Source organism: Candidatus Manganitrophus noduliformans (assembly GCF_012184425.1).
Classification (GTDB): domain Bacteria; phylum Nitrospirota; class Nitrospiria; order SBBL01; family Manganitrophaceae; genus Manganitrophus; species Manganitrophus noduliformans.
This window is the reverse complement of sequence record NZ_VTOW01000013.1, coordinates 1-23,332: the sequence shown is the minus strand read 5'-3', so window position 1 is coordinate 23,332 and position 23,332 is coordinate 1. Positions and strand designations below refer to the sequence as shown.

The 23,332-nt window shown below is 55.2% G+C and carries 27 protein-coding genes; 21 read left to right on the top strand and 6 right to left on the bottom strand.

What is annotated here, in order from left to right; translation table 11 throughout:
* Nucleotides 1-143 precede the first annotated feature (143 nt).
* A complete protein-coding gene (locus MNODULE_RS24260) occupies nt 144-665 on the bottom strand; it encodes a hypothetical protein (RefSeq protein ID WP_168063785.1) in 522 nt (173 codons plus the stop codon).
* 29 nt (nt 666-694) lie between these two features.
* Complete coding sequence (locus MNODULE_RS24255) at nt 695-1,150, bottom strand: MamS/MamX family magnetosome protein (RefSeq protein WP_168063784.1); 456 nt, start codon at nt 1,148-1,150, stop codon at nt 695-697.
* A 483-nt stretch (nt 1,151-1,633) separates the two neighbouring features.
* Here MNODULE_RS24255 and MNODULE_RS24250 point away from each other — a divergent pair, with 483 nt between their 5' ends.
* The gene (locus MNODULE_RS24250) at nt 1,634-1,930 is read left to right on the top strand and encodes a hypothetical protein (RefSeq protein ID WP_168063783.1); all 297 of its coding nucleotides are present in this window, start codon (nt 1,634-1,636) and stop codon (nt 1,928-1,930) included.
* 89 nt (nt 1,931-2,019) lie between these two features.
* Nucleotides 2,020-2,418, top strand: coding sequence for a hypothetical protein (locus tag MNODULE_RS24245; protein ID WP_168063782.1), 399 nt, complete (start codon nt 2,020-2,022; stop codon nt 2,416-2,418).
* A 160-nt stretch (nt 2,419-2,578) separates the two neighbouring features.
* Here the strand turns inward: MNODULE_RS24245 and MNODULE_RS24240 are convergent, their stop codons facing one another.
* The 3 genes from MNODULE_RS24240 to MNODULE_RS24230 all read right to left on the bottom strand — a co-directional run bounded on the left by MNODULE_RS24240 (nt 2,579) and on the right by MNODULE_RS24230 (nt 3,652).
* Complete coding sequence (locus tag MNODULE_RS24240) at nt 2,579-2,950, bottom strand: SPW repeat protein (protein ID WP_168063781.1); 372 nt, start codon at nt 2,948-2,950, stop codon at nt 2,579-2,581.
* 82 nt (nt 2,951-3,032) lie between these two features.
* Nucleotides 3,033-3,434 carry a TraR/DksA family transcriptional regulator gene (locus MNODULE_RS24235; protein ID WP_168063780.1) on the bottom strand — a complete coding sequence of 134 codons (402 nt, stop codon included), beginning with the start codon at nt 3,432-3,434 and terminating at the stop codon, nt 3,033-3,035.
* Nucleotides 3,431-3,652, bottom strand: a complete 222-nt coding sequence (locus MNODULE_RS24230) for a hypothetical protein (RefSeq protein WP_202882348.1) — start codon at nt 3,650-3,652, stop codon at nt 3,431-3,433. The genes MNODULE_RS24235 and MNODULE_RS24230 overlap by 4 nt, the downstream gene beginning before the upstream one ends.
* Nucleotides 3,653-3,869: 217 nt before the next feature.
* Between MNODULE_RS24230 and MNODULE_RS24225 the strand changes: the two genes are divergently transcribed.
* The 13 genes from MNODULE_RS24225 (at nt 3,870) to MNODULE_RS24165 (ending at nt 17,697) form a co-directional block, all read left to right on the top strand.
* A complete protein-coding gene (locus MNODULE_RS24225; RefSeq protein WP_168063778.1) occupies nt 3,870-4,115 on the top strand; it encodes a hypothetical protein in 246 nt (81 codons plus the stop codon).
* 966 nt (nt 4,116-5,081) lie between these two features.
* Entirely contained in the window at nt 5,082-6,071 is a 990-nt protein-coding gene (locus MNODULE_RS24220) for a sugar phosphate nucleotidyltransferase (RefSeq protein ID WP_168063777.1), read from the top strand.
* Nucleotides 6,072-6,089: 18 nt separating this feature from the next.
* Nucleotides 6,090-6,515, top strand: a complete 426-nt coding sequence (locus tag MNODULE_RS24215; protein WP_168063776.1) for a DUF2267 domain-containing protein — start codon at nt 6,090-6,092, stop codon at nt 6,513-6,515.
* A gap of 40 nt (nt 6,516-6,555) precedes the next feature.
* Nucleotides 6,556-8,613, top strand: a complete 2,058-nt coding sequence (locus MNODULE_RS24210) for a glycogen debranching protein (protein ID WP_168063775.1) — start codon at nt 6,556-6,558, stop codon at nt 8,611-8,613.
* 197 nt (nt 8,614-8,810) lie between these two features.
* Nucleotides 8,811-9,350, top strand: a complete 540-nt coding sequence (locus tag MNODULE_RS24205) for a hypothetical protein (protein WP_168063774.1) — start codon at nt 8,811-8,813, stop codon at nt 9,348-9,350.
* Between the two features lie 5 nt (nt 9,351-9,355).
* On the top strand, nt 9,356-10,213 hold the full coding sequence (locus MNODULE_RS24200; protein WP_168063773.1) for a PHP domain-containing protein: 858 nt from the start codon (nt 9,356-9,358) through the stop codon (nt 10,211-10,213).
* Between the two features lie 21 nt (nt 10,214-10,234).
* Nucleotides 10,235-11,323, top strand: coding sequence for a phosphotransferase family protein (locus MNODULE_RS24195; protein ID WP_168063772.1), 1,089 nt, complete (start codon nt 10,235-10,237; stop codon nt 11,321-11,323).
* Nucleotides 11,304-11,864: an adenylyl-sulfate kinase gene (locus tag MNODULE_RS24190; protein WP_168063771.1), complete on the top strand. Its 561-nt coding sequence runs from the start codon at nt 11,304-11,306 to the stop codon at nt 11,862-11,864. The genes MNODULE_RS24195 and MNODULE_RS24190 overlap by 20 nt, the downstream gene beginning before the upstream one ends.
* Nucleotides 11,865-11,919: 55 nt before the next feature.
* Entirely contained in the window at nt 11,920-13,038 is a 1,119-nt protein-coding gene (locus MNODULE_RS24185) for a CapA family protein (RefSeq protein WP_168063770.1), read from the top strand.
* A gap of 177 nt (nt 13,039-13,215) precedes the next feature.
* The gene (locus MNODULE_RS24180) at nt 13,216-13,629 is read left to right on the top strand and encodes a DUF2267 domain-containing protein (protein ID WP_168063769.1); all 414 of its coding nucleotides are present in this window, start codon (nt 13,216-13,218) and stop codon (nt 13,627-13,629) included.
* A 50-nt stretch (nt 13,630-13,679) separates the two neighbouring features.
* The gene (locus MNODULE_RS24175) at nt 13,680-14,375 is read left to right on the top strand and encodes a dienelactone hydrolase family protein (protein WP_168063768.1); all 696 of its coding nucleotides are present in this window, start codon (nt 13,680-13,682) and stop codon (nt 14,373-14,375) included.
* 95 nt (nt 14,376-14,470) lie between these two features.
* Complete coding sequence (locus tag MNODULE_RS24170) at nt 14,471-16,375, top strand: PAS domain-containing sensor histidine kinase (RefSeq protein ID WP_168063767.1); 1,905 nt, start codon at nt 14,471-14,473, stop codon at nt 16,373-16,375.
* Nucleotides 16,376-16,509: 134 nt separating this feature from the next.
* On the top strand, nt 16,510-17,697 hold the full coding sequence (locus tag MNODULE_RS24165) for an HD domain-containing phosphohydrolase (RefSeq protein ID WP_168063766.1): 1,188 nt from the start codon (nt 16,510-16,512) through the stop codon (nt 17,695-17,697).
* A 34-nt stretch (nt 17,698-17,731) separates the two neighbouring features.
* Here the strand turns inward: MNODULE_RS24165 and polX are convergent, their stop codons facing one another.
* Nucleotides 17,732-19,534: a DNA polymerase/3'-5' exonuclease PolX gene (gene polX, locus MNODULE_RS24160; RefSeq protein ID WP_202882346.1), complete on the bottom strand. Its 1,803-nt coding sequence runs from the start codon at nt 19,532-19,534 to the stop codon at nt 17,732-17,734.
* Between the two features lie 125 nt (nt 19,535-19,659).
* Between polX and MNODULE_RS24155 the strand changes: the two genes are divergently transcribed.
* The 6 genes from MNODULE_RS24155 to MNODULE_RS25615 all read left to right on the top strand — a co-directional run bounded on the left by MNODULE_RS24155 (nt 19,660) and on the right by MNODULE_RS25615 (nt 22,408).
* Nucleotides 19,660-20,202, top strand: coding sequence for a universal stress protein (locus tag MNODULE_RS24155; protein ID WP_168063765.1), 543 nt, complete (start codon nt 19,660-19,662; stop codon nt 20,200-20,202).
* Between the two features lie 12 nt (nt 20,203-20,214).
* Nucleotides 20,215-20,442, top strand: a complete 228-nt coding sequence (locus MNODULE_RS24150; protein ID WP_168063764.1) for a DUF2934 domain-containing protein — start codon at nt 20,215-20,217, stop codon at nt 20,440-20,442.
* Nucleotides 20,443-20,483: 41 nt separating this feature from the next.
* A complete protein-coding gene (locus tag MNODULE_RS24145) occupies nt 20,484-20,957 on the top strand; it encodes a YbhB/YbcL family Raf kinase inhibitor-like protein (protein WP_168063763.1) in 474 nt (157 codons plus the stop codon).
* Between the two features lie 106 nt (nt 20,958-21,063).
* Entirely contained in the window at nt 21,064-21,474 is a 411-nt protein-coding gene (locus MNODULE_RS24140) for a hypothetical protein (RefSeq protein ID WP_168063762.1), read from the top strand.
* A 44-nt stretch (nt 21,475-21,518) separates the two neighbouring features.
* Nucleotides 21,519-21,995 (top strand): universal stress protein, encoded by a 477-nt coding sequence (locus tag MNODULE_RS24135; RefSeq protein ID WP_168063761.1) that lies wholly within the window; start codon nt 21,519-21,521, stop codon nt 21,993-21,995.
* A gap of 92 nt (nt 21,996-22,087) precedes the next feature.
* Nucleotides 22,088-22,408 (top strand): Tn3 family transposase, encoded by a 321-nt coding sequence (locus MNODULE_RS25615; RefSeq protein WP_168063760.1) that lies wholly within the window; start codon nt 22,088-22,090, stop codon nt 22,406-22,408.
* Nucleotides 22,409-23,332: the final 924 nt, after the last annotated feature.

Below are 23,332 nucleotides of genomic sequence, written 5' to 3'. Positions count from 1 at the left end.
CTTACAGGCCTGTGAGACATTCCCTAACTGCTTGGCCAGCTCCAGTAATCCCACCTTCGTCTTGATGATCTTTTGATCCTTACTCATGTCCTTGACTCCTTTCTCCCACTCTCGGGATGAGATCCAAGGACCTTACCATATTGTCAGATTAAATCGTAGTACTTGCACATCATTTCATGCTCCCGTTCCCGTTCCTGCTCTTTCAGGGCGAGGCGCTCCTCGACCTGATCGCGGACCCGATCCCCCATCTCCTGCGGGCTCAGTTGCAGCCGCTTTTGGTCGCGCTCCCGGACCTGCTCCTGCAGGGCGGCGGTCACCATCTTCCTCGCCTCTTTGTCGGAAGCCCCTTGGGTCATCGTCCTGTTCATCGCCCGGAGCGTTTCGGAGAGGCAAGCCCCCTTGCAGTTATTCTGAAGAGCCGCACGAATCATCTCCCGGATCTGTTCGCCTTCCCCCTTTTGTTGGAGATAGGCTCTGAGCTGGGGATCGAGCGCATCCACCTCCTGTTGGGAGAGCCGGGTCTGATCGCGGATCTGATCCTTCAATTGAAGAAGGTCTCGGTCCTGGTCTTTTTCTTGAATTTGTGCCCGGCCTGTTGCGGAGAGGCCCAACCCAAAAACCAAGAACAGGACGAGTATCGAATAAATTCTGTCGATCGGTTTCATATGACACCTCTCAGTTGTGATGTGCCCATTTAGCGGCGCCTCGCGCCGCTCCAAACAGGAAAGCCCTCCTCGTTTCGGAGCGTCAGCGTCTCCTCTCCCTTTTTCACCTCCCGGGCGATGAGGGCCGGTTTCCCGTCAAAGGTGATCCTCGATCCTTTGACCTCCACCTGATCCTGCGGTCCGATATCGATGTCCTGGTTCTCGATAAACCATCCCGGTCCCAGGTGGACGGGGATCGTTTCCTTGTCCGTTTTCACCGTCAAATGGACGCCGTAAGACATCCCTTTCATCGGGGTGATCTGCTCCACGCCGACCACCTCTCCACGGATCGTTTCGACGGTGGCCGGGTCATACATCTTGCTGTAATTTGTGCCGGGCCCCCAGCCGCCGCTCCCTTTCGACATCCCTTTCCTCGCAAAAGACTCGGCGGCAAGGAAAAGGGTGACCACGGAGATCGCAACCAAAAATATTCTGATCCTTTTCATTTTCTCCTCCATCTATGGTTGAGACGAACGCTTCTTCAGACCGCGCTCGTATCCAACGTTCCAGTGGGACACTTCTCATTCTGAGTGATTCTTAAGAAAACAAACAATGCCCCGAAAGGAGTGTTTACAGTCAATGCGTGAGGAGAGCGAGCGGCGTGTGCTCTCAAGAAGCTGGAATCCCCCTTTCGGGGCATTGTTTTCACTTTGCACTTAAGAGAGACTGAACGAAAGGCTCAGTCAAACTCGATGGCGGAACCGATGAAACCCTCTTCTTTGATTCTCGCAGTCGTCGCGGTTCTTCTTATTATCGGAATCTTTTACTTCCGAACGGAAGAGGCTCCTTTCTCTTACTCATTTGAGCACCCCTTCCAGAGGTGTTAATAACACTCCTTTTGAGGGGTTGTCCCGGCGAGTCAACCGTGTACAAAATAGGGTCAAGGTAAGAGGAAATCTTAACAAGATCATTGAGGGAGGGCCGGCATCATGAAAGGATCCGGTTTATTAAAGTCGAATCGAAAATCAAGGAAAACGGTCGTTCCGAGGGAAGATACAATCCGGTCGGGCGCCTGTCCGAAGTGTCAGGGAATGATGGTGGCGGATTGGGTCTTTACAGAAGAGGGAGAAATCGCCATGGCGCGCTGCATCCGTTGCGGCGAGATGATCGATTCGGTTGTTCTCTTCAACCGAAGTGACTCTCGGACCGTCTCTTCTTCAGATGATGACGGAATAAAAAAGTCGCGGAGATTCTCCACAGGTCCAGCGAAGATCCGCGCCGCGTGATCCGCGGCCGGCTTCTGATCCTCGGCGCGGTTTATTGGCTTGTCTCTGTGTCCCAGACCCGAGGCGAACCACATCGGCAACAGCCTTAAATGCGAATGAAGATTTATTCCACCTTATTTTATTTATTCTTTTTTTTCATCATTGCTTCCTCTGCTTGGGCGATCAAGCCCCGCCCTCCGCTTCAGCTCTCCCTCCATCAGGCCGATGTTTCGGAAGAAGTTTCCAAGGTTACTCTGATCGCAACGGCCAATCTTGATATTCGCCGCGTCGAACTACGAGTAAAACTCTCTTCCGGTTTATCTTTGATGAAGGGGGAGGAAAAATGGGAAGGACCGCTCAAGAAAGGGGAGGCACAGAAAATGGAACTCATCATTCAGCATCCCGGACATGCGCCACGCGAAGTCGCCGGAGAGGGAATCATCCATCTGGATGAAGGGGGTGTGTTTATTCAGAAAGTAACCATCACTCTCAGCGGGGAGGCCCCATAATCTCCGATCGGTCTCGTTACACAATCTTCAAGCGTCGATATTTCATGACCTATTGAAGCTCCCCGCAGCAAGCTGCGAGGAATGTGCACACAGGAATGAAGCGCGAAGCGCCTCTGCTCACATCGTGAGTGAAAGCGAACCATGCGACGCGCGTGCGTGTTCAATGGCGGCCATGCAGTATCAAACGGCGCGGCACCCTCATCGTCTGATAGTTTGCCAGCAAGGCTACAGTTAGGCCGATGATCAGATTACTCCAGAAAATGGGTCGAATTTCGGAGTAGCCCATCAGATACGGGGCAAAGATCAGCCATATTCCCAGAACGGAAACAATCGTACTCACGTTCCAGTTCTCAGTCTTTATCGCTTCCCAAAAAGAAAATGCTCCGATCAGAATGCCGACGATTACACTATTCCAAAATGCGGGACGCGATCCGTTGTATCCGAATGTGGTCTGCGCAGATAATGTAAACGGGACAATCAAGAGTAAAAGGCCAAGGATGCCGTTTGCCCAGCTGATCCATTTTATCTTCATTTTTCCTCCTATCTGAGCGATGGGTAAAGCGCTCATCGATTCGAATGTTTAATGCTTCGAGAGACGGCGCCGGAAGGGTCTCTCAGAGAGTATACAATTTGCCTGTTTCCTTCTCCGCCTCTTGAAGGGCTTCGATCTGAGTGAGGCAAGGGACGCAATAGCGTGCGAACGGTTCCACCTTCAGACGCTCGACAGGGACCTCCTCGCCGCAACGCTCGCAGACACCATAGGTTCCGGCTTCCAGTCTGCGAAAGGCGTCGGCGATTTCTTTATAGGTTTTGTATCGCATCTCCAGGAGCCGTTGGTCGATCCCCTCGCTCAACTCAAATGCGGCCCAGTCCCCCGTATCCATCGCAATATCGATCCGGCGGGGGTCGAGCTCTTGCCCGAGCTGCTTTTCGATATCTGTGACGACCTTTTCACGCGTTTGATGGAGGATCTGCTGCAATGTCTCCTGCCGTCGGGTGGATCGTTTCTTTTTCATGTTTTCCTCCCTTGTTGCTTGAACAACGTTAACACCCACTTGTCCGATACGACCTCATGCCGGAGAATGTAAAGCGCTCCGTCATCCCCCTCGACTTTGAAGTAGCGATGATCCGGCGCAAGCCATCGGTCAAGCACCTCCACCACCTCAATCCGACGGTCCCCCATGAAGAAAGCAGTCGGCGTCTCTTCCCCCTGATCGTCTAAGTAGCATTTCACTGAAATCTCCATCTCTTCGGTCTCAGTTCCATATCCGCTTACTTTTACTTTAGGATTCTTACCCAGTCGAATCAACACCCCAAAAGGGGGCTGGACAGCCCGGCCCGGATCATGATTCTATTTTAAAGATGAAACCAATCTCCAGAATGTTCTAAGCCAGGAGGTTATGATGAGACCCAGTTTATGAGGATGATCTTTTCTTAAAATGGAGGAGAAAATGGCCCTTCCCAAACAGTTAGAAGAGGCGGCCACGCGCCTCGAAGAGGCGACATGGCGGATCGACCAAGCGCGAAACAAGCCTTTGTCGCTGGAGAGCCTTCAGGAATGGTTGAACGCGCTGACCGATTTCTCTCTGGCTCAATCTGAGATCCATCAGCTCAATAACGAATCGATTCATGAGAAGCTTCATGAGCTGGCGGGGCAAGTGCATCTAAAATTCAGATCGACCGGTCCGCAGAAATAGCCGACCGTCCTCGTGACCTCTACAGTCCGGTCGATTGTTCAGAGCAACTCAAGGAATTAATACAAAGATCTTCTCGATCAACAAGAGAAGGTAGCTTTTGTGGCGATCCGTGCCGTGGGGCTCCAGCGGAATCGATCTAATCCGATAGGAACTCTCCCGGTACAGTAAGTTCCTGCTGACGACGGTCTGAGGGATGATGGTGAGATCCTTCCCTCGGAGATCGGACCTTTGCTTATATTCCGACAGAAGGTCAAAGAGGATCTCACGCAGACGCGCGTTCTTTAACGACCCGGATGAAAGATCTTTCTCTTCCGAGGTATCAAGAACCCTTTGGGCCGCTTCATTAAGATATAGAATCCGCCCGTCTTGATCCGAAATCAAAACGCCTGGCTCAGTCTTCCGATTGGAGAATACCTTCACCCGACCCATCCGGATCGGTGAGAAGGGTCGAGCGTTTTTCTTCGTTGGCTTCAAAGCGGTTCGAGAGGGATGTAAAATCGTTCTGCCCATTTGTCTTCTCCTCAGAATAGAATGCCGAATAGATCCGATTGTGGATTAGATCAAAGGAGAGGGCAATCCCCCGAAAGGGGCATCCTTAAAATCGATCATCCTTCCCCCCCCCAAGTTCGGTTCGGGTCATTCACGTCTCTGATAAACACCCCCTTTGGGGGATTGTCTCTCCATTTTGAATCGCTTAAAAATAGAAATTAGTTCACACCATCCCTCCGATATTCCAGCAGGGGCCTCTCTCGTCAAGGCGCCCGGAAAGAAAGCGATTGGTATTCCGGAAGGACGGACGACGCAGAGGAGGGGAGTTGTCTTTTCGATCCATTTGGAGAAGACATTCTCCTCCTCCTAAGAGGGGAAGCAGCTAGAAAATCTTATCCGGAAGTTGATGTTTCTAAACCATATTGCTGATTTTATAGCGTTCTTGTAGGTCATACCCACCTAACCCGGAGAGAAAAAATGATACAGGCCACCCACGGATCGACCCGTTGTGGAATCGTCTTGGCCGCAGGGGAAGGGATGCGCCTTCGCCCCTTCATCCTTCGGTTGAAGGGAAAGCCGCTTCCCAAGCAGTATGTCAATTTCGTTGGAAGCCGCTCGATGTTGGAGCAGACCTTTCACCGCGCGGAGAAGATGATCCCCTCGGACCGGCTCTTCACCGTCGTCAGCCGCGATCATCTTGCCCATTCCGAAGTCCGCCGCCAGATCGCCGGCCGTCCCAAGGGGACGGTGGTGCTCCAGCCGGAAAATAAAGAGACCGGACCGGGGCTTCTCCTTCCGCTGATGCATGCCTATAAGCATCATCCCGAAGCCGTTGTGGTGATCTTCCCGTCCGATCACTATATTCTCGAAGAAGATCTCTTCATGGGGCATGTGGAGCTCGCCTGCCGACAGGTGGAGCGCGATCCGAGTCGTGTTGTTCTGTTGGGGGTAGAGCCGGAGGGGCCGGAGTCGGAGTATGGATACATTCTGCCGTCAGAAAGGCAACACCCCGAATTCTCCAATCCCGCTCACCCCGTCTCTCACTTTATCGAAAAGCCTCACCCCTCCGTCGCCCAGGGGCTGATCGGAGAGGGCGGGGTGTGGAACACGATGGTCATGGTCTTCAAAGCTAAAACATTGATCGATCTGGTCCGTCGCGCAGCGCCCAAACTTCATCACGCCTTTCACCGGATTTGGCGGGCGATCGGGACCGCCAAAGAAACGGCGGTGATTAAAGAGGTCTACCGGAAGATCGAATCGATCAATTTTTCCAAGGAGCTGCTGCAGCTCTTTCCATCGCAGGCCCCCTCCTCTCTCTGGGTGCTTCCGGTGCGAGGGGTCACATGGAGCGACTGGGGCTCCGAGCAGCGAATCAGGAGCGTTCTGGAAAGGAGAGGTCTTCTCGGTCAGCTTTCGGCCTTTCCGGACCCGATGCCTCTGGAAGCTGTGGGATTAAGCGGGGGCTGAAAACATAAGGTGACTTTTATGGACATAGAATTGTTTGTTCGGAAACTGCAAGAGGCCGTCGGAGGAAGACCGGATATCGATCGGAGCCGGACGGAGCAGATCGTTGGCGCCGTCTTCTCGGCACTCTCCGCAGGTTTAACATCCAGTGAGGCGGACCGGTTGATTTCGATGCTTCCCACTCCATTGAAGAAACTTTGGTATTGGAGGGCCGTTCCCCAGTCGGTTTTGTCGGAGGTGTGGAAAGAGCAAGGGGTTATGAAGCTCTCAAGGAGACAGTTTTTAACGCTGATTCAAATGGAAGGGGATTTGGCATCGACCGAGGAGGCGGAAGCGACCTCGCGCTGCGTCATCCATCTTCTGCAGGAAGCGGTCGGCTCCGGCGACATACAAGACGCGCCGGGGCCGATGCCGTCGCAATCAAGAGAGTGGATACCGGCCGCTTAATGGTTCAGTCTTGTTGCGCACGCACGGGGGATCGGCTGACATGTCGAAACGGAGGATCAATGAGTGGGCGGCAGAAGAGGGAACCCCCACCCCATTCGGCGTGAGCTGGATCGAGGAGGGAGGCTCCTACAACTTCGCCCTCTACACGAAGCATGCGACCGGGGTGACACTGCTTCTTTATTCCAAGACCGACTTGGTACATCCTGTCTATCAATATCGGCTCGATCCGCTGAAGAACAAGTCGGGACGGGTCTGGCACTGCCGGATTGCCGAGAAGATTCTGGCGGGGGCGACCTACTACGGCTACTCGGTGGACGGTCCCTTTAAGCCGGCCGAAGGTCACCGCTTCGACTCTCATAAGATTCTTCTGGATCCCTATGCCCGGGCGGTGTTTTTCCCTCCCGACTTCAGCCGTGAAGCCGCGCGCCATCCCGCCTCCAATGCCGGGCGGGCGCCGCTCGGTTTTCTTCCGGCCTGCCGGATTCCGTTCGATTGGGGGGAAGACCGGCGGCCGGTTCACACCTCCGACACGGTGATCTATGAGTTGCATGTCAGAGGATTCACGATGCGGTCGAACTCGCGTGTCTCTCCAGAGGTCCGAGGAACCTACACCGGTCTGATTGAAAAAATCCCTTATCTCAAAGAGCTGGGTATCACGGCCGTGGAGTTGATGCCGGTCCACCAATACGACCCGCAGGAAGGAAACTACTGGGGCTATATGCCGCTCAACTTCTTCTCCCCGCACCATGCCTATGCGAGCGGAGACGGGATGTGCGGGCAGATCAATGAATTTCGGGAGATGGTGAAGGCGTTTCATGCCGCCGGAATCGAGGTGATCCTCGACGTCGTCTACAACCACACCACCGAGATGGACGAAAGCGGGCCGAATTACAGCTACCGGGGAATCGACAACACCACTTATTATTTGCTGGAGGCGGATCGATCGCGCTATCGCAACGATTCCGGCACCGGCAACGTGCTGCATTGCGCCAACCGCACCGTCCGCAAGATGATCCTCGACAGCATGCGCTACTGGGTGAAGGAGATGCATATCGACGGGTTCCGGTTCGACCTCGCCTCGCTCTTTACCCGCAACAGCGACGGGAGCGTCAACCTCGACGATCCGCCGATCATTTTCGAGATCACCACCGATCCGCTCTTTGTCAATATCCGATTGATCGCCGAGGTCTGGGATATGTCGAGTTACCAGCTGGGCCGAAGCTTCCCGGGGATGACCTGGTTTCAGTGGAACGGAAAATTCCGCGATGATCTTCGTGCTTTTGTGCGGGGCGACCCGGGCAAGATCGACGATCTGATGGCGCGGCTTTATGGAAGCGACGATCTCTTCCTGGATGAAGAATCGTATCACGCCTATCAGAGCGTCAATTTCATTGCCTCCCACGACGGCTTCACCTTCTATGACCTTGTCTCATACGACACCAAACACAATGAGGCCAACGGCCACCGAAACAGCGACGGAACCGATTATAACCTCAGTTGGAATTGCGGCTGGGAGGGCGATCTCGGCGCGCCGGAAGCGGTCCTCGCCCTGCGCCAACGCCAGGTAAAAAATTTCTTCGCCTTGCTCTTTCTTGCCAATGGGACCCCGATGTTTCGCGCCGGCGATGAGTTCCTGCAGACACAAGGGGGGAACAACAACCCCTATAACCAGGACAATGAGACCTCCTGGCTCGACTGGGATCTTCTGCGAAAGAACCGTGAAATCTTCCGCTTCTTCAAAATGATGATCGCTTTCCGCAAGGCTCATCCCACCCTCTGCCGAAGCCGCTTCTGGCGAGATGAGGTTCGCTGGCACGGAGCTGAAGGGGAGGTCGATCGCTCCGAGGGATCGCACGGCCTCGCCTTTTTCTTAAGCGGGGCCTCGGAAGAGGACGACGATCTCTACGTCATGATCAATGGCGGTCCGGATGATCGCACCTTCTTCTTGCAGGAAGGGAAAGCGGAGGAGTGGCGGCGGGTGATCGATACGAGCCTGCCGAGCCCCGACGACTTCATGGAGCCGGGCCGGGAGGAGCGGGTGAAGGAAATGGGCTATTGTGTGAGGGGACGATCGGTCGTGGTTCTGATCCGACCCTAAAAGAGAAAAAAAGCTTATTCGAATCGTTCATGATTTCACCCTTCGGTCGCTGATCAAGCTTCCCCCAAAAGGGGTATGGACCTTTCTTCTACCAAAGAATCATAATTAAAAAAGGAGGATATCATGCAACCTGCTTTCGTAGCTGTGTCGGTTTTCAAGAGCATCGTCTTTTTTATCTCACACAGGAGGTGCGGTCGATGTTGATCGAAAAATTCTACCGAGAAGACGTGATCGCTCTGCGGGAAGATTTGGAGGCGCTGGAGCAGATCCTTGCGTCCGCGCGGCAGGGCGAATGGAAAGGACTACTGGAAGGAACCAGTGAGCTTGAAGAACGCTTGGCGCGGTTTGATTCCTATATCGTAAAGGGGCTCAAACGCGCCCGGCGAATCCTCGACGATATCGAAAACGATGTCAACGCCAGAGGCCTCTCCTCCTTCGGATTGCTTCTGGCGGCCACCGCGTTGAGCCTTCAGAGCGAGGCCCGAGGCCTGGAGGCTTCGCTGATGACGATGGAGAGCCATTCTCCCCGTGAAACAGAGACGGGGAGTGTCGATCGTCTCCTGAACTGGGTCCGGGGGATCATTCTTCCGGTTGTCGGCCGGATCATCGGAAGCGTCTGGAAGATCCTGATCAATATCTTGCCGGCCCACTCCTGGAAGGTAAAGGGGGGAATCGGCGCCGCATTCCCGGGACTGGCGGAGGGAGAGCTCGTCATCGAATTCGGAAAGTCGGATTAAGAGAGATGAACGATCGGATCGATCTACACACGCACAGCACCGTCTCGGACGGGACCTATGCCCCCGCGGAGCTGGTACGGTATGCCAAGGAAAAGGGCTTGCGGGCGATCGCCCTCACCGACCATGACAGTATCGACGGCATCGACGAGGCGCTGGCGGTCGGACGGGAGGTCGGGGTCGAGGTCATTCCTGGCGTCGAGTTGAGCACTGATTTTTCGGAGGGGGCGATGCATCTGCTCGGCCTCTTCATTGATCGGACCGCTCCTTCCTTTCTCCAACGCTTGGCCGTTTTTCAAGCCGCGCGCCGGGAGCGCAACCCGAAGATCATCAAAAAACTCCAGGAGATGGGATTCAAGATCACCGAAGAGGAGGTGACGGCGGCCGCAGGGGGCGGGCAGGCGGGACGTCCTCATTTCGCGCGCGTCTTAATGGAAAAGGGATACGTTCACTCGATTACGGAAGCCTTTGAAAAGTACATCGGGGATGGGGGACCCGCCTACGTCAAGAAATCCCAACCCTCTCCGGAAGAGTGCATCGCGTTGATCCACGAAGCAAAGGGCGTCGCTGTTTTAGCCCATCCGAATACGCTCCGTCTCCCTGATGACAAGCTGAACGGATTGTTCGAACGGCTGGTCAACGCGGGTCTGGATGGGATTGAAGTTTACTACAGCACCCACACACCGGAAGAGACCGTCCGGTATGAACGGCTGGCGGCTGAATGGAATCTCGCGAAGACGGGGGGGTCCGATTTTCACGGCAAACACAAGCCGCAAATCGACCTCGGCGTCGGAAAAGGGACCCTTCGCGTTCCCTCTTCCCTCCTGGAGACGCTTCGCCGAAGAAAAGAGCGCCGGCCCCCTTAATACCTCAGAGGAGAGACCATCATGCCTGATCTGCGTGAAGAGACACTGGGTGCCTATCTGGAATCGCTGTTCGGATCGCCCGTGAAGATCGTCGGCCTGGCGCCGTTGGGAGAGCCGATTCAATCCGGCGCCCTCAAGGGGTACGGCTACGGGGTGCCGATCGATGTCCGGTATGAAGCGGCCGGCCGGCGACGTCGCGCCGTCCTGGAGACGATGAGCCCGGGGCCCTTCGGACATGAAGAGATGGCCGACCGCGCCCAGGCGATGCTTTGGGAGCACGGCGCTTTCAATCGGCTCCCTCGCCACGCTCCCTCGATTGATGTCGGCGGCTTTCAACGGGATGGGAGCCTCCTCTCCTTGGGAAAAGTCGAAGAGCCCTTTCTCCTCATGGAGTATGTAGAGGGCCAGGGATATTTTCAAGACCTGATCCGGCTGCGGGATGGGGGCGCGCTCACGGAACGCGATCTCGCCCGGGCGGAGGCCCTCTGCGATTACCTGGTTGAAATCCATCGTCTCCGCGGACCGGACCCCGGGCTTTATGTCCGGCGGATTCGGGAATTGGTGGGCCACGGAGAATGCATCATGGGCTTGATCGACAGCTATCCCCCACGGCACGGCTTTATCACCGCAGCGCTGCTGGAAGAGATCGAGCGGCGCTGCGTCGCCTGGCGGTGGCGTCTCAAAGGGAGGACGCATCGGCTCCGTCAGGTCCACGGCGATTTTCATCCGTGGAATATCCTCTTTCGGGAGGGGAGCGATTTCACCGTCTTGGACCGCTCTCGCGGCGAATGGGGCGATCCGGCGGACGATGTCTCCTGCCTCACGATGAACTACCTCTTCTTCTCCCTTCAAAGAAGCGGAAGGTTGGAAGGAGATTTTGAAGTGATCTTCCGGCGCTTTTGGCGACGCTATCTGGAGAGAAGCAACGACCGGGAGCTGCTGGAGGTGGTCGCCCCCTTCTTTGTCTTTAGAGGTTTGGTGATGGCGAGCCCCCTCTGGTATCCCAACCTGGCCGAGGAGGTCCGCCGGAAGCTCTTTGCGTTTATGCAAGCGGTGATGGATGCGCCGGTCTTCGATCCGGAGCGGGTCAATGAGTATTGCGGAGAATAGAGCGCAGCCGGCCTTTGCCGTCTGGATCACCGGTCTGCCGTCGTCTGGCAAATCGATGTTGACCTCGGCGCTGATCCGGACGCTTTCCAGGCGGGGAGTTCAGGCGGCGGCGTTGGAATCCGATGCCCTGCGGCGGATCTTGACCCCTCATCCTTGTTATTCCGAAGAGGAACGGGAGGTTTTCTACGGGGCGATGGCTTCTATCGGCCGGCTTCTCACCGAGCAGGGGGTCCCGGTGATCTTCGATGCGACGGCGAACCGCCGTGCGTATCGGGATCGCGCGAGGAGAGAGATTCCCCGCTTCCTGGAGGTCTATGTCGACACCCCCCTGGCGGTCTGCATCGCCCGCGACCCCAAAGGGATTTATCGCAAGGCGCAGAAAGGAACGGCCGCCACCGTTCCGGGCCTCCAGGCGGCGTATGAGCCGCCCCTCTCTCCGGAGATCGTGATCAAGGGAGATCGGGATTCGCCGGAGATCGGGGCGGATCGTATCGTCACCCAGCTGATCGAACGTGGATTCCTTCCGGCGAGGGCGGCATGAACGGTGTTCACATCCAAGAGGCGATGGGTCCCACCGTGGCGGAGGGGGAGATCGGATGTCAACACATTCCAAGCAGATCACCCTCTTCCTGACGGGGGATGTCATGACGGGGAGGGGGGTCGATCAGATTTTGCCTCATCCTAGCGACCCTCATCTCCACGAAGCGTACATGAAATCGGCCGCGGGATATGTCGAACTCGCCGAGGAGGCGAACGGGCCGATTCCGGAACCGGTCGGCTATTCCTACATCTGGGGAGAGGTCCTCGAAATCTTGGGGCGACGGGCGCCCGATGTCAGGATCATCAATTTGGAGACCGCCGTTACGACGAGCGAGACGTGGGAGGAGAAAGGGATCAACTACCGGATGCATCCGGAGAATATCCCCTGCCTCACCGCAGCCCGAATCGACTGCGCGGTTTTGGCCAACAATCATGTATTGGATTGGGGAGAGGCCGGCCTCGTTGAGACGTTGGAGACCCTGAGAAAGACGGACATAAAAACCGCGGGGGCCGGCCGCACCCTCGACGAAGCGCAAGCGCCGGCGATCTTCGAGGTGGCCGGGAGGGGACGGGTGATCGTCTTCGGATTCGGATCGGAGAGCAGCGGTATTCCTTGGACCTGGGCCGCGAAACAAGAGAAGCCGGGGGTCGCTCTGCTGGAAGATCTCTCGGAGAGAACGGTTCGGCAGATCGCCGGGCGGGTACAATCGACGAAACGACCCGGCGACATCGTCGTCGCCTCCATTCACTGGGGAGGGAACTGGGGCTACGACATCCCCCAGGAGCAGATCCGGTTTGCGCATCAACTCATCGATGAGGCCGGTGTCGATGTCATCCACGGGCATTCCTCTCATCACGCCAAAGGGATCGAAGTTCATCGGGAGAAGCCGATCCTCTACGGCTGCGGCGACTTCCTCACCGACTATGAAGGGATTGAAGGATATGAAACGTTCAGGGACGATCTGGCGCTGATTTACCTTGCGACGATCGATCCGTCGTCTGGAAAGCTCGTTCGATTCGAGATGGTCCCTTTTCAGATGAAGCGCTTTCGGCTCCATCGCGCATCGGAGGAAGATGCAAGGTGGTTGGAAAAGATGTTCAATAGAGAGGGTCATCCCTTCGGGACCTGGGTTGAATTGAAAGAAGACCTTTCGCTTGTGCTGCGAATGGGATGAATACGGAACACAAAGGTAAGATCAGGCTGACCTTCCGGCGGAGCATTTAACTCACCCAGACATGTTTTTTCGTTGCCCGATGCTCCCCCAAAAGGGGTGTAGACCGGTTTGTTTCAAATCGATATTCTGAAACAAGAAGGGTGGCAGATCATCACGAATAAACGAGGAGGAGACCCCATGAACAAGGTAACGTTTGTTCGAAAAGTACAAGATGCCCTTGAAAAGCGGATACACCTTGATCGAGACCGGACGGAGCGGATGATCGGCGCCGTTTTCTCCGCCCTTTCTGCGCGTTTGACGCCGGAGGAGGGGGAGCAGTTTATTGCGCAGCTCCCGACGGAGCTGAAAGCGCTCTGGTATCATGAAGTCGCGACCCGGCTGGGTCAGGGAGAGAAGGAGGTCGTGAAGCTTTCAAAAGATCAGTTTCTTGATAAGATTCAAACCGAGGGACATCTGGCGTCGGCGGCGGATGCGGAGTTCATTGCGCGATGCGTCATCCATGTCCTGAAAGAGGCGATCAGCCCCGGAGAAGTTCAAGACGCGGTCGCTCAGCTTCCCTCCGATTTAAAAGCGTGGGTCTTGGCTGCTTGACTCCGAGCGCCAAGGGTCGGACGGCGAGCTTTTCATGGGAAGGTATGAAAATGGATGGAAGGGGAAGAGATTCCCGCCTGGAAACGGAGATCGCTCACGACGGCCGGGAGCATCCGGTCCGAATCCCGGCCGATGGGGTGACCCTTGAAGGGGCGCTGGCGGTCCCGGCCGAGGCGGGTGGGGTGGTGTTGTTCGCCCACGGCAGCGGCAGCAGCCGGCACAGCCCCAGGAATAACTTCGTCGCCCGGGTGTTGCGAAACGCAGGGGTCGGCACACTTCTGTTTGACCTGTTAACCGAAAAAGAAGATCGAATCTATGAGACCCGTTTCGATATCGATCTCTTGACCCGCCGGCTGATTGCGGCCACCCGCTGGTTCACTGAACAGCCTCAGCATCGCGGCCTGGCGGTCGGCTATTTCGGGTCGAGCACCGGCGCGGCCTCGGCCCTTCGGGCGGCCGCCGCGCTCGGCCCGGCCGTCGGCGCGGTGGTTTCGCGCGGGGGACGGCCCGATCTGGCGGGGAGGGCGCTTCCTCATGTTCAGTCTCCCACGTTGCTGATCGTCGGCGGCGACGACCTCCCGGTCATTGATCTGAATCAACAGGCCTATGATCAGATGAAGGCGGAAAGGGGATTGAAGATTATTCCGGGCGCCACCCATCTGTTCGAAGAGCCGGGCACGCTGGAAGAGGTGGCGCGTTTGGCGGCCGATTGGTTTCAGCGGCACCTTCGTGTGAAAAGGGACTGATTTTATTCGCGGTCCATCCGGCTCGTTCATTCAAATCCTTCTCCGTACGGATCTTTCATATTCCAGGGGGGCCAGAACAGCGGAGTAGAAGAAATATGGAAACCCTCAGAGAGATTGTCCGTCAGCTGCCTATCCGTGTTGCTGTTCTCGACCTCGACCTTCGTTTTATTCTGGCCAACGATCCGTTTTGTCGTGCCGTCGGCTATACTGCCGATGAGCTCCGTCAACGGAAGATCACGGAGATGATCTACCCGGAAGAGACGCAGGTGAATCTGGAATGGGCGCGGAAACTGATCCGAGGGGAGATTTCGAGTTATCGGATCGAGCATCGCTGCTTGACGAAGAATCGAGAGACCTTCTGCATCGAGCTGACCGCCTCGCTTTTAAGAAACAGCGAAGGAGTCCCATCGCATCTCTTCATGATCTTGGAAGATATCACTCAGAAAAGAAAATCAGAAAAAGCGATCTATGAGAGCGAAGCGCTTTTGAAGATTGTGATGGATACCCTTCCTGTCGGCGTCTGGATTACCGATCGAGAGGGTAAAATTATCTCGGGAAACCCGGCCGGTCAGAAAGTCTGGGGCGGGGCCCGGTATGTCGGCGTGGAAGAATATGGGGAGTACAAAGGCTGGTGGCCCGATACCGGAAAGCGGATCGAGGCGGAAGAGTGGGCCCTTGCGCGTGCCGTGACGAAGGGAGAGTCCTCGATCGGAGAGATCGTCGACATCGAGTGTTTCGATGGGACCCGGAAAACGATCTTAAATTCGGCGGTGCCGATTCGGGATTCCAATCAAAACATCATCGGTGCCGTGGTGGTGAATGAGGATATCACCGATTTGCGTCACATGCAGGCCGCTTTGCGCGAAAGCGAGGAGCGCTTCAAGAAGGTTTTTGAAGAAGGGCCGGTCGGAATCGCGATTGTCGGCCTCGATTACAGGTTTATCGACGCAAACAGTATCTTCTGCCAAATCGTCGGCTACACCAAAGAGGAGTTGGCCCATTTCACATTCGCCGACATTACCTACTCGGAGGACATCGAAAACGATGTTGAATTGGCGCGGAAGATGTTTGCCGCGGATATTCCGAATTACCAAATCGAAAAACGCTATGTAACCAAAGAGGGGAAAATCATTTGGATCAATCTGAATGCCTCTGTGATTCGGGATCGGGCGGGGAATCCCCTTTACGGCCTCGCGATTATCGAAGACATTACCGACCGAAAGCGATCGGAGGAAGCGTTGAAGCAGAAGACGCGGGAGGCGGAAGAGGCCAACCGGATGAAATCGCAGTTTGTCTCGATTGTTTCGCACGAGCTTCGCACGCCGCTGAATGCCGTCATCGGTTATAACGCCCTGATGAGAGAGTCCCGTTTTTGGAAAAACGCCGTAAAGCGGAATGAGATGCTCGATCGGATCTCCTATAATTCCCAAGCCCTTCTGGATCTGATCAATGTTATTCTCGATTTGAACCGGATGGAAGCGGGGAGAATGAAGATTCATCCGGAGGAGGTCTTTCTTTCCAAAATCGTCGAGGAGGCGGTCAATCATCTTTCCATCATGGCCGGTGATAAGGGATTGAGGATTTTGTTCGTCGATGATCGTTCCCTCCCTCCGATTCTGTCGGATCGTACGAAGCTCCGCCAAATTTTCATCAATCTGATCGCCAATGCGATCAAGTTCACCGATGAGGGATCGATCGTGGTGCGATTGGTCCATCAGCCGGATATAAAGGAAGTCTGCATCGAAGTCGAAGATACCGGGATCGGCATGACGGAGGAGCAGCTCTCTCACATCTTTGAGCCGTTTTATCAGGCGGAGCCTTCCAATACCCGGGCGCGCGGCGGAACCGGGCTGGGGCTTTCGATCGTGAAGCGGTTGGTTGATCTCTTGGGGGGAAAAATTGAAGTAGTCAGTCAGCCGGAAAAAGGGTCGATCTTTACGATCCGGCTTCCATACTTGCTTTCGACTTCCATGGTGTCCGGAGATCTGTCCGATGCATAAAGAGGCTTCCTGCTCTCTCGCAAAACGATCTCTAGAGGGTGGGGTCTCAGTGCAGTCAGGTGGTATTTCCCGTCCATAAGGGGATAAAATAATACATATTCTTGGTAGCGTGCGCGATTGGATCGGTGGGACACATGGTTCAACATAAAAAGAGATCTGGTCAGTTAAGTCGAACGGCCTCCCTTGAGAAAGAGCGCCCTTTCGAGGGGGGTACCTTCGACGATCTGAATCGAAACATCCCCCTCTCGGAAAAGCTCAGATCGATCCATTCGATTCTGAAAACTCGGATTCCTCTGATCGATCGGATCGCCGTCGCGGTGTACGATCCGAAGAGCGACCTGCTGAAGACCTTCATCTACAGCAGCCGCGAGGAGCATCCGTTGATTCACTATCAGGCCAAACTCGCCGAGGCGGGCTCCTTGCGGGCGATCTTACAGTCCGGGCGTCCCCGCGTGGTGAATGATCTGGCGGTTTTCGCCAAAGGAGAACATGAGCATACGAAGCGGATCGCGGGACAGGGATTCGGATCGAGCTATACCCTGCCGATTTACTTGAATGGGCTCTTCCTCGGATTTATTTTCTTCAACTCTTATCGGAAAAACATCTTCCGGCCCGATACCCTGCAGGAGCTTGATCTCTTCGGCCATTTAATCTCCCTGATGATCACCAACGAGTTATCGACCATACGGATGATGGTCGCGACGATCAAGGCGGCCCGGCACATCACGGCCTATCGAGATATGGAGACCGGCGGCCATGTCGAGCGGACCGCCCACTATGCGAGACTGATCGCCAAAGAATTGGCCCCGAAATACGGTTTCGACGACCCATATATCGAGTATCTTTTTCTATTTTCGTCTTTGCACGATATCGGTAAAATCGGCCTCCCCGACGCGGTCCTCAAGAAGACAGGAAAGCTCTCCAAAGAGGAAGTCGAAATCATGAAGAGCCATGTCCGGAAAGGCCGGGAGATTGTCGACACGATCATCGAAGATTTCGGGCTGGATACCTTTCAGCATATCGATATGTTGCGCAATATCGCCGAATATCACCATGAAGCGGTCGATGGAACGGGATATCTTCGCGGGTTGAAGGGAGAGGCGATTCCGATCGAGGCGCGGATCATCACCGTCGCCGACATCTTCGACGCGCTGACCAGCCGAAGGTACTACAAGGAAGCGTGGACCAACGAGGAGGCCTTTGCGGCATTGCAGCGGCTGGCCGGTTTTAAGCTGGATCGAGACTGTGTTGAGGCGCTCGCCCGGAACGCCGAGGCGGTAAAGGAGATCCAGCAGCGATTCAAAGAGGAACTCCTGGCGTAAACTGAATTCCCCCTCCCTCACTTTTTGACCGGTTTCATCGGCCTTTCCGAACTTGCATCACTCCGAAATGCTTCTTGCGGCCCCGCTCTTTTCCGTCTTTAAGCGAGGCGAGAAACGCGTTGAGCGGGAGGGTATTGAGGACATCCGATCGCTTCGCCCAGCCCCGACGCGCCGTGGCGATTCCGAACTGAAGATAGGAGAGGTGGTGGATGTGGTGCGCGTCGGAATCGATGACGAGCTTCACCCCGGCTTCGACCGCCTTCCGGATATGTTCATCTTTTAAATCGAGCCGGTCGGGAAAAGCATCCACCTCCAGGGCGGTTCCGGTCCGCCGGGCGGCTTGGATCACCGCGTCGATATCAATTTCGTACGGCTCGCGCTTCTGTATAATGCGTCCGGTGGGATGGAAAAGGATGTCGGCGTGGGGGTTCTCCATCGCGCGGATCACCCGGCGGGTCATCTGCTCCCGCGACAGGCCGAAGTGGGAGTGAACGGCGATCCCGACGACATCGAGCCGGGCCAGGGTCTCATCGTCGATATCGAGGCGGCCGTCTTTGTCGATGTTTACTTCGGCCCCCTTTAAAAGGGTGATGCCGCGCAGCTTCTTGTTGAGTTCATCGATGGCGGCCATCTGCTTGCGGAGCCGCTTCTCATCCGACCCTTTCGCCATCGCGAGGCTCTTCGTATGGTCGGTGATCGCGATGTACTCCCGCCCCAAGCGCTTCGCCTCGGCGGCCATCTCTTCGATGGAATAGGCCCCGTCGGTCCAGTTGGTCTGCGTCTGAAGGTCGCCGCGTAACTCGTCATAATCGATCAAGTTCGGAAGCCTCTCCGCCAGGGCCGACTCGATCTCGCCTGTCTCCTCCCGAAGCTCGGGGGGGATGAAGGGAAGGCCGAGCGCGGCATAGACTTCTTCTTCGGTTCGGCCCGCGATCGGCCGTTCTCCTCGAAAGACGCCATACTCGCTCAGCTTGAGACCTTTTCCGATCGCAATCTTGCGGAGGTGAATATTATGCGCTTTGCTCCCGGTGAAGTAGCAGAGAGCCGCGCCGAAGCTCTCCTCCGGAACGACGCGGAGATCGACGTCGATTCCGCTCTTGATCTTAATGCTCGACTTCGTCGGTCCCTTCGCATGGATGTAGATCACCTCCGGCATGGAGATGAAAAAGTCCATCACCCGGTCGGGATCATTCGAGACGGCGAGCAGATCGCCGTCTCCGATCGTCTCCTTCCACCGCCGGATGGAGCCGGCGACCGCCAGCCGTTTCACTCCCGGAACCTTTTCCAAGAGGCGCTCGATGTCGCGGATCACCGGGAGAATGACTCCGATCGGGTATCGGCTCCCGCTCTTTTTAAAAAAGGAGATCCCTTTGAGGATCTTCTGCTCGCTCTTCTCGCCGAAGTGAGGAAGTTGATGGATTTTCCCCTCCAGGGCGGCGCGCTCCAGATCGTCGACCGTCCGAATCCCCAGTTGATCGTAGAGGACTTTGACCTTCTTGGGACCGAGCCCCTCGATGGCGGTGAGCTGCTCGATATCGACCGGCGATTTTAAACGTAAGCCCTCGTAGTAGGGGAGCTTGCCGGTTTCGATGAGGGTGACCAGTTTCTCGGCAATGCTTCTTCCAACCCCGGGGACCTCTTCCACAGCTTTGATTCGACCGCGCCGGTAGATCTCATCGAGCGGGGCGTCGAGCGCTTCAATCGCATAGGCCGCCTTCTCATAGGCGCGCGGCTTGAAAGGAATCTCTTCCATCTCGAGGAAGAAGGCGATCTCTCGCAGGATCCTGGCGATTTCAGCGTTCGTCATATTCCGCTTGTAGTCGTCCTGGCAGTCCATACGCATCACTGCAAATATGAAAGAACGGCCGATTGATCGCAACACCTCTTTTGGGGGGTTGCGACTCTCCTCTCATCTGGAGGAAGATAAAAACGGAACGGACCAGACGAGGCAGGAGACAAACGATGAAACCACGCAAGCAGACCCGAACGATCTCTCGGATAATGGTGCCGACCGATTTCTCGCCCGGCTCCGCCGAGGCGTTCGAATATGCGATCGCGCTGGCCAAGCGGTTAAAAGCCGATCTCATCTTGGCGCACGTCATCGAGCCGTTTCCATACAATCTGGTGGAGGGGATGGCCTTTTCCGACTACGGAGATCGCCTGACACCGCCGGTACAACGCCTTCTCGATCATCAATCGAAACGGGCCATCAAAGAAAAGATTCCGGTGAAGACCCGGCTGATCGAGGGGGCGCCTTTTCGGGAAATCATCAAGATGGCCAAGCGGGAAAGGGCCGATCTGATCGTGATGGGGACGCACGGCCGCACCGGGATCGACCATTTACTTGCCGGAAGCGTTGCGGAAAAGGTGGTGCGTCTCTCTCCCTGTCCGGTTCTGACCGTTCGATCCGTACCGGCCGCTTCGAAGCCGGGGAGCGGCAAAGCTCGGTCAAAAAGCAAGGGAAGGAAGGCGAATGTTCTGAAAGATAAAGCAACTCTAATATAACGGGGGGCTGCCATGAAAAAAGGGACGAAAAAGAAAGAAGAGATCTTCGCCGAGCAACCGACCGCGCCGATTGCCAGTGACCAGGCGCTTCACCAAGCGATCGCCGAGAAAGCCTATGCGCTCTACCAAAAAGGAGGCCGGCGCCACGGACAGGATCTGGCGGATTGGCTCGAAGCGGAGCGGTTGGTTCTCTCCGAGAAGGGGGAGAAAAAACTGATCAGCGTCCCGCCGGCAAAATGAGGCCGGTCGAGTCTTAGAAACCAAAAAGGGGAGGCGGACTGATGTCGATTACGCTTCAATCTTCAGCATTCTCCAATCACGGTGAGATCCCCCGGCGCTATACCTGCGACGGGGAAGATCTCTCGCCCCCGCTGGCGTGGTCCGGCGCGCCGGCTGGAACAAAAAGCCTCGTGCTGATCGTCGACGATCCGGACGCGCCCGATCCGGCCGCCCCGAAGAGAACGTGGGTTCACTGGGTGCTCTACAACATTCCGCCCGGTGTCACCGAGCTGCCGGAAGGGATCTCTCCCCGGAGCCTTCCGAAGGGAGCGCTTGCAGGGCTCAATGATTGGCAACGCACCGGCTACGGGGGGCCCTGTCCGCCGATCGGCCGGCATCGCTACTTCCACAAGCTCTATGCCTTGGACATTGTCCTTCCCCGTCTCGGCACGCCGGACAAGGCGAGGGTTGAAAAGGCGATGAGGGGGCACATCCTGGCACAGGCGGAGCTGGTCGGGACTTATGAGCGGTCTTGATCGTCCGACTCTGGAAATTCCGATGAGACAGCGGTGGCACGGGTGAACAGGTATAAGCCGATCCGCTTTTAAGTTACTTCTTTCTGTGTGAAGGGTCTATCAGAAAATGGACGCGGGAGCACTCGAGGCATTCAAGACCTTTCTCTATCCCGAGACGAAGGAATTGTTGGTGACGTTCCTGACGCTCGTCACGACGGTTTTTACCCTCTCGATGGTGCTCGCCGAAAAATTTCTGACAACAGGGAGCGGCAAAATCGACCGATTTGTTCTCTTTTTGACCTGGGGTCTCTTTTTCCTGGCGATCATCTCGGCGGGATGGGCGCTTCATCAGCTCCATATCGCCGGCGGCTGCGCGTATTTGCCTTGTCTCAAAGAAAACATGATTAGCGTGGGGCTTCGCAATGCGCTCTTGTTCGGCGAGATCGGAGGGGCTCTCTTCGGCTGCGGTTTATTGGGCCTCGCGTTTACCGCCTTTCGCCGACTCATGCGGACGACCCCATCGAACGGCAATGCCTAACGTGGATCGGAGAGGAGTGGAAAAAAATCAGATGGAGGCGCGCCATGAAAATTCCGCATCGGATCTTGATGGGGACCGACTTTTCGGATTACGCCAAGGAGGCCCTTGATTACGCCGTTCTCCTGGCGAAACATTTCGGGGCCGAACTTTATCTGCTGCATGTTTTCAAAGAGCCGATTTATATTCCGAGGGGGGTTAAAATTACCGAACCGGAGTTCTCAGACTGGATCCGTTCTCTGAGAGAAGGCGAGCAGAAGAGCCTGGAGGCCCTCGCGGGGGAGGTCCGCCGAAACGGGGTCGTGGTTCATCCGATGTTGAAGGATGGAGCCGCTTTCCGAGAGATTCCCAATGCGGTCAAAGAGGTTTCAGCCGATCTGATCGTCCTCGGCACCCACGGCCGGACCGGCCTCGATCGTTTCATGATGGGAAGCGTGGCCGAACGGGTGGCTCGGCGGGTCCCATGTCCGATCTTGCTGGTGAAGCCGAAGGCACTGGCTGAGAAGGATCAGGAGCAGCCCTGAGAGAGCTTATCAAATCATGGTTCGTACGATCTTGTTCTAAGGTGCCTTGGCACGATCGAGATGACGTCCCCTCAATCAAGGCGTCGATTGCTATGCGGGCCTGTTTCATTTTCCGAAACGCTCCTTTTTGGAGGCAGGGGGTCATCACTGAAAACGACCACGAAGAGCAGAGAAAGGCGATCAAGTATAATCATCTCGTATCGAACCTGATTATCTTTCATGCCGTTTTCTTCCTGACCCAGGTTCTGGAGAATCTGGTCAGGCAGGGATATTCAATTGATAGAGAGACAATCAGCTTTGTCAGCCCGTTCATTACCGAACATGTAGACCGATTTGGAAATTACTCATTAAATTTGAAGCGAAGGACCCCACCTCTGAAGATCGGAAAGACCTGGAATGCAAAGATCGCGTGATGTTTCGTTCGCAGAGAGGTATACTCCCTTCAGTCCTTATGGCCCCTTTTTACACGAATCGTTGCCATAAGATCGATCAGATATGATTGTCCGAATGATACTAGATGTTGACCCCGAATGACTCCAAGATTGCAAATGACCCCAAGACTGAGGCCTTGTAGTCTCGGCTATCAAGAATCCGCTCACAAATCAACCGGAGACGGATCTAGGACTCTCAATTCGTGACAGAATACAATCCGACTCAAACTGCTTTAACAAAACGGCATTTTGTTTGAGAAAATAATGCAGATCTTATGAGGGTTTGGAGTGTCTCCTGAGTGATCGAGTATCATTCCTCATTGGTATATAAATGAAATATCGGAGAGTCATATTAAGTACAGCAAGAAAGGATTGTAATGAAGGATGGTTCTTTAAGTTTTGCTTTCAAAACTAAATAATTGACTTCTTAATGGCCAATGTTTGGCCAACCCTCAAAAAAGAAAAAAGGGTTGATCTCTCAACCCTTTGATATTTTTGGTGGAGCTGAGGGGGATCGAACCCCTGACCCCAAGACTGCCAGCCCGCCCGGGCCGATTTCTGAGCAGGATAATCCGGGACAAGAGGGGATAAAAGGGGAGTAAAATTAAAGAGTTAGATTGGACTTAAGAAAATCCAATTATCGCTTCGTATCCCTCTTTTTCATTGTTTTTGGCCAATATTTGGCCAATGCTATCGAATGTTATATATCAATGGATCATACAATAACAGCAGCGCTTCATTCCCCAGACATTGCCGGAAAAGCTACGTGTATATTATACTTCACCTACCTATACGTAACAAAATAGATTGACCAATTAAACGGCTAACGGTCATGATTTCCCTGCTTTTTCTTGAAAAAGGAAAGGGGGAGCAATGACCCAGGTAGAGCCGATCATCAATGAGTCC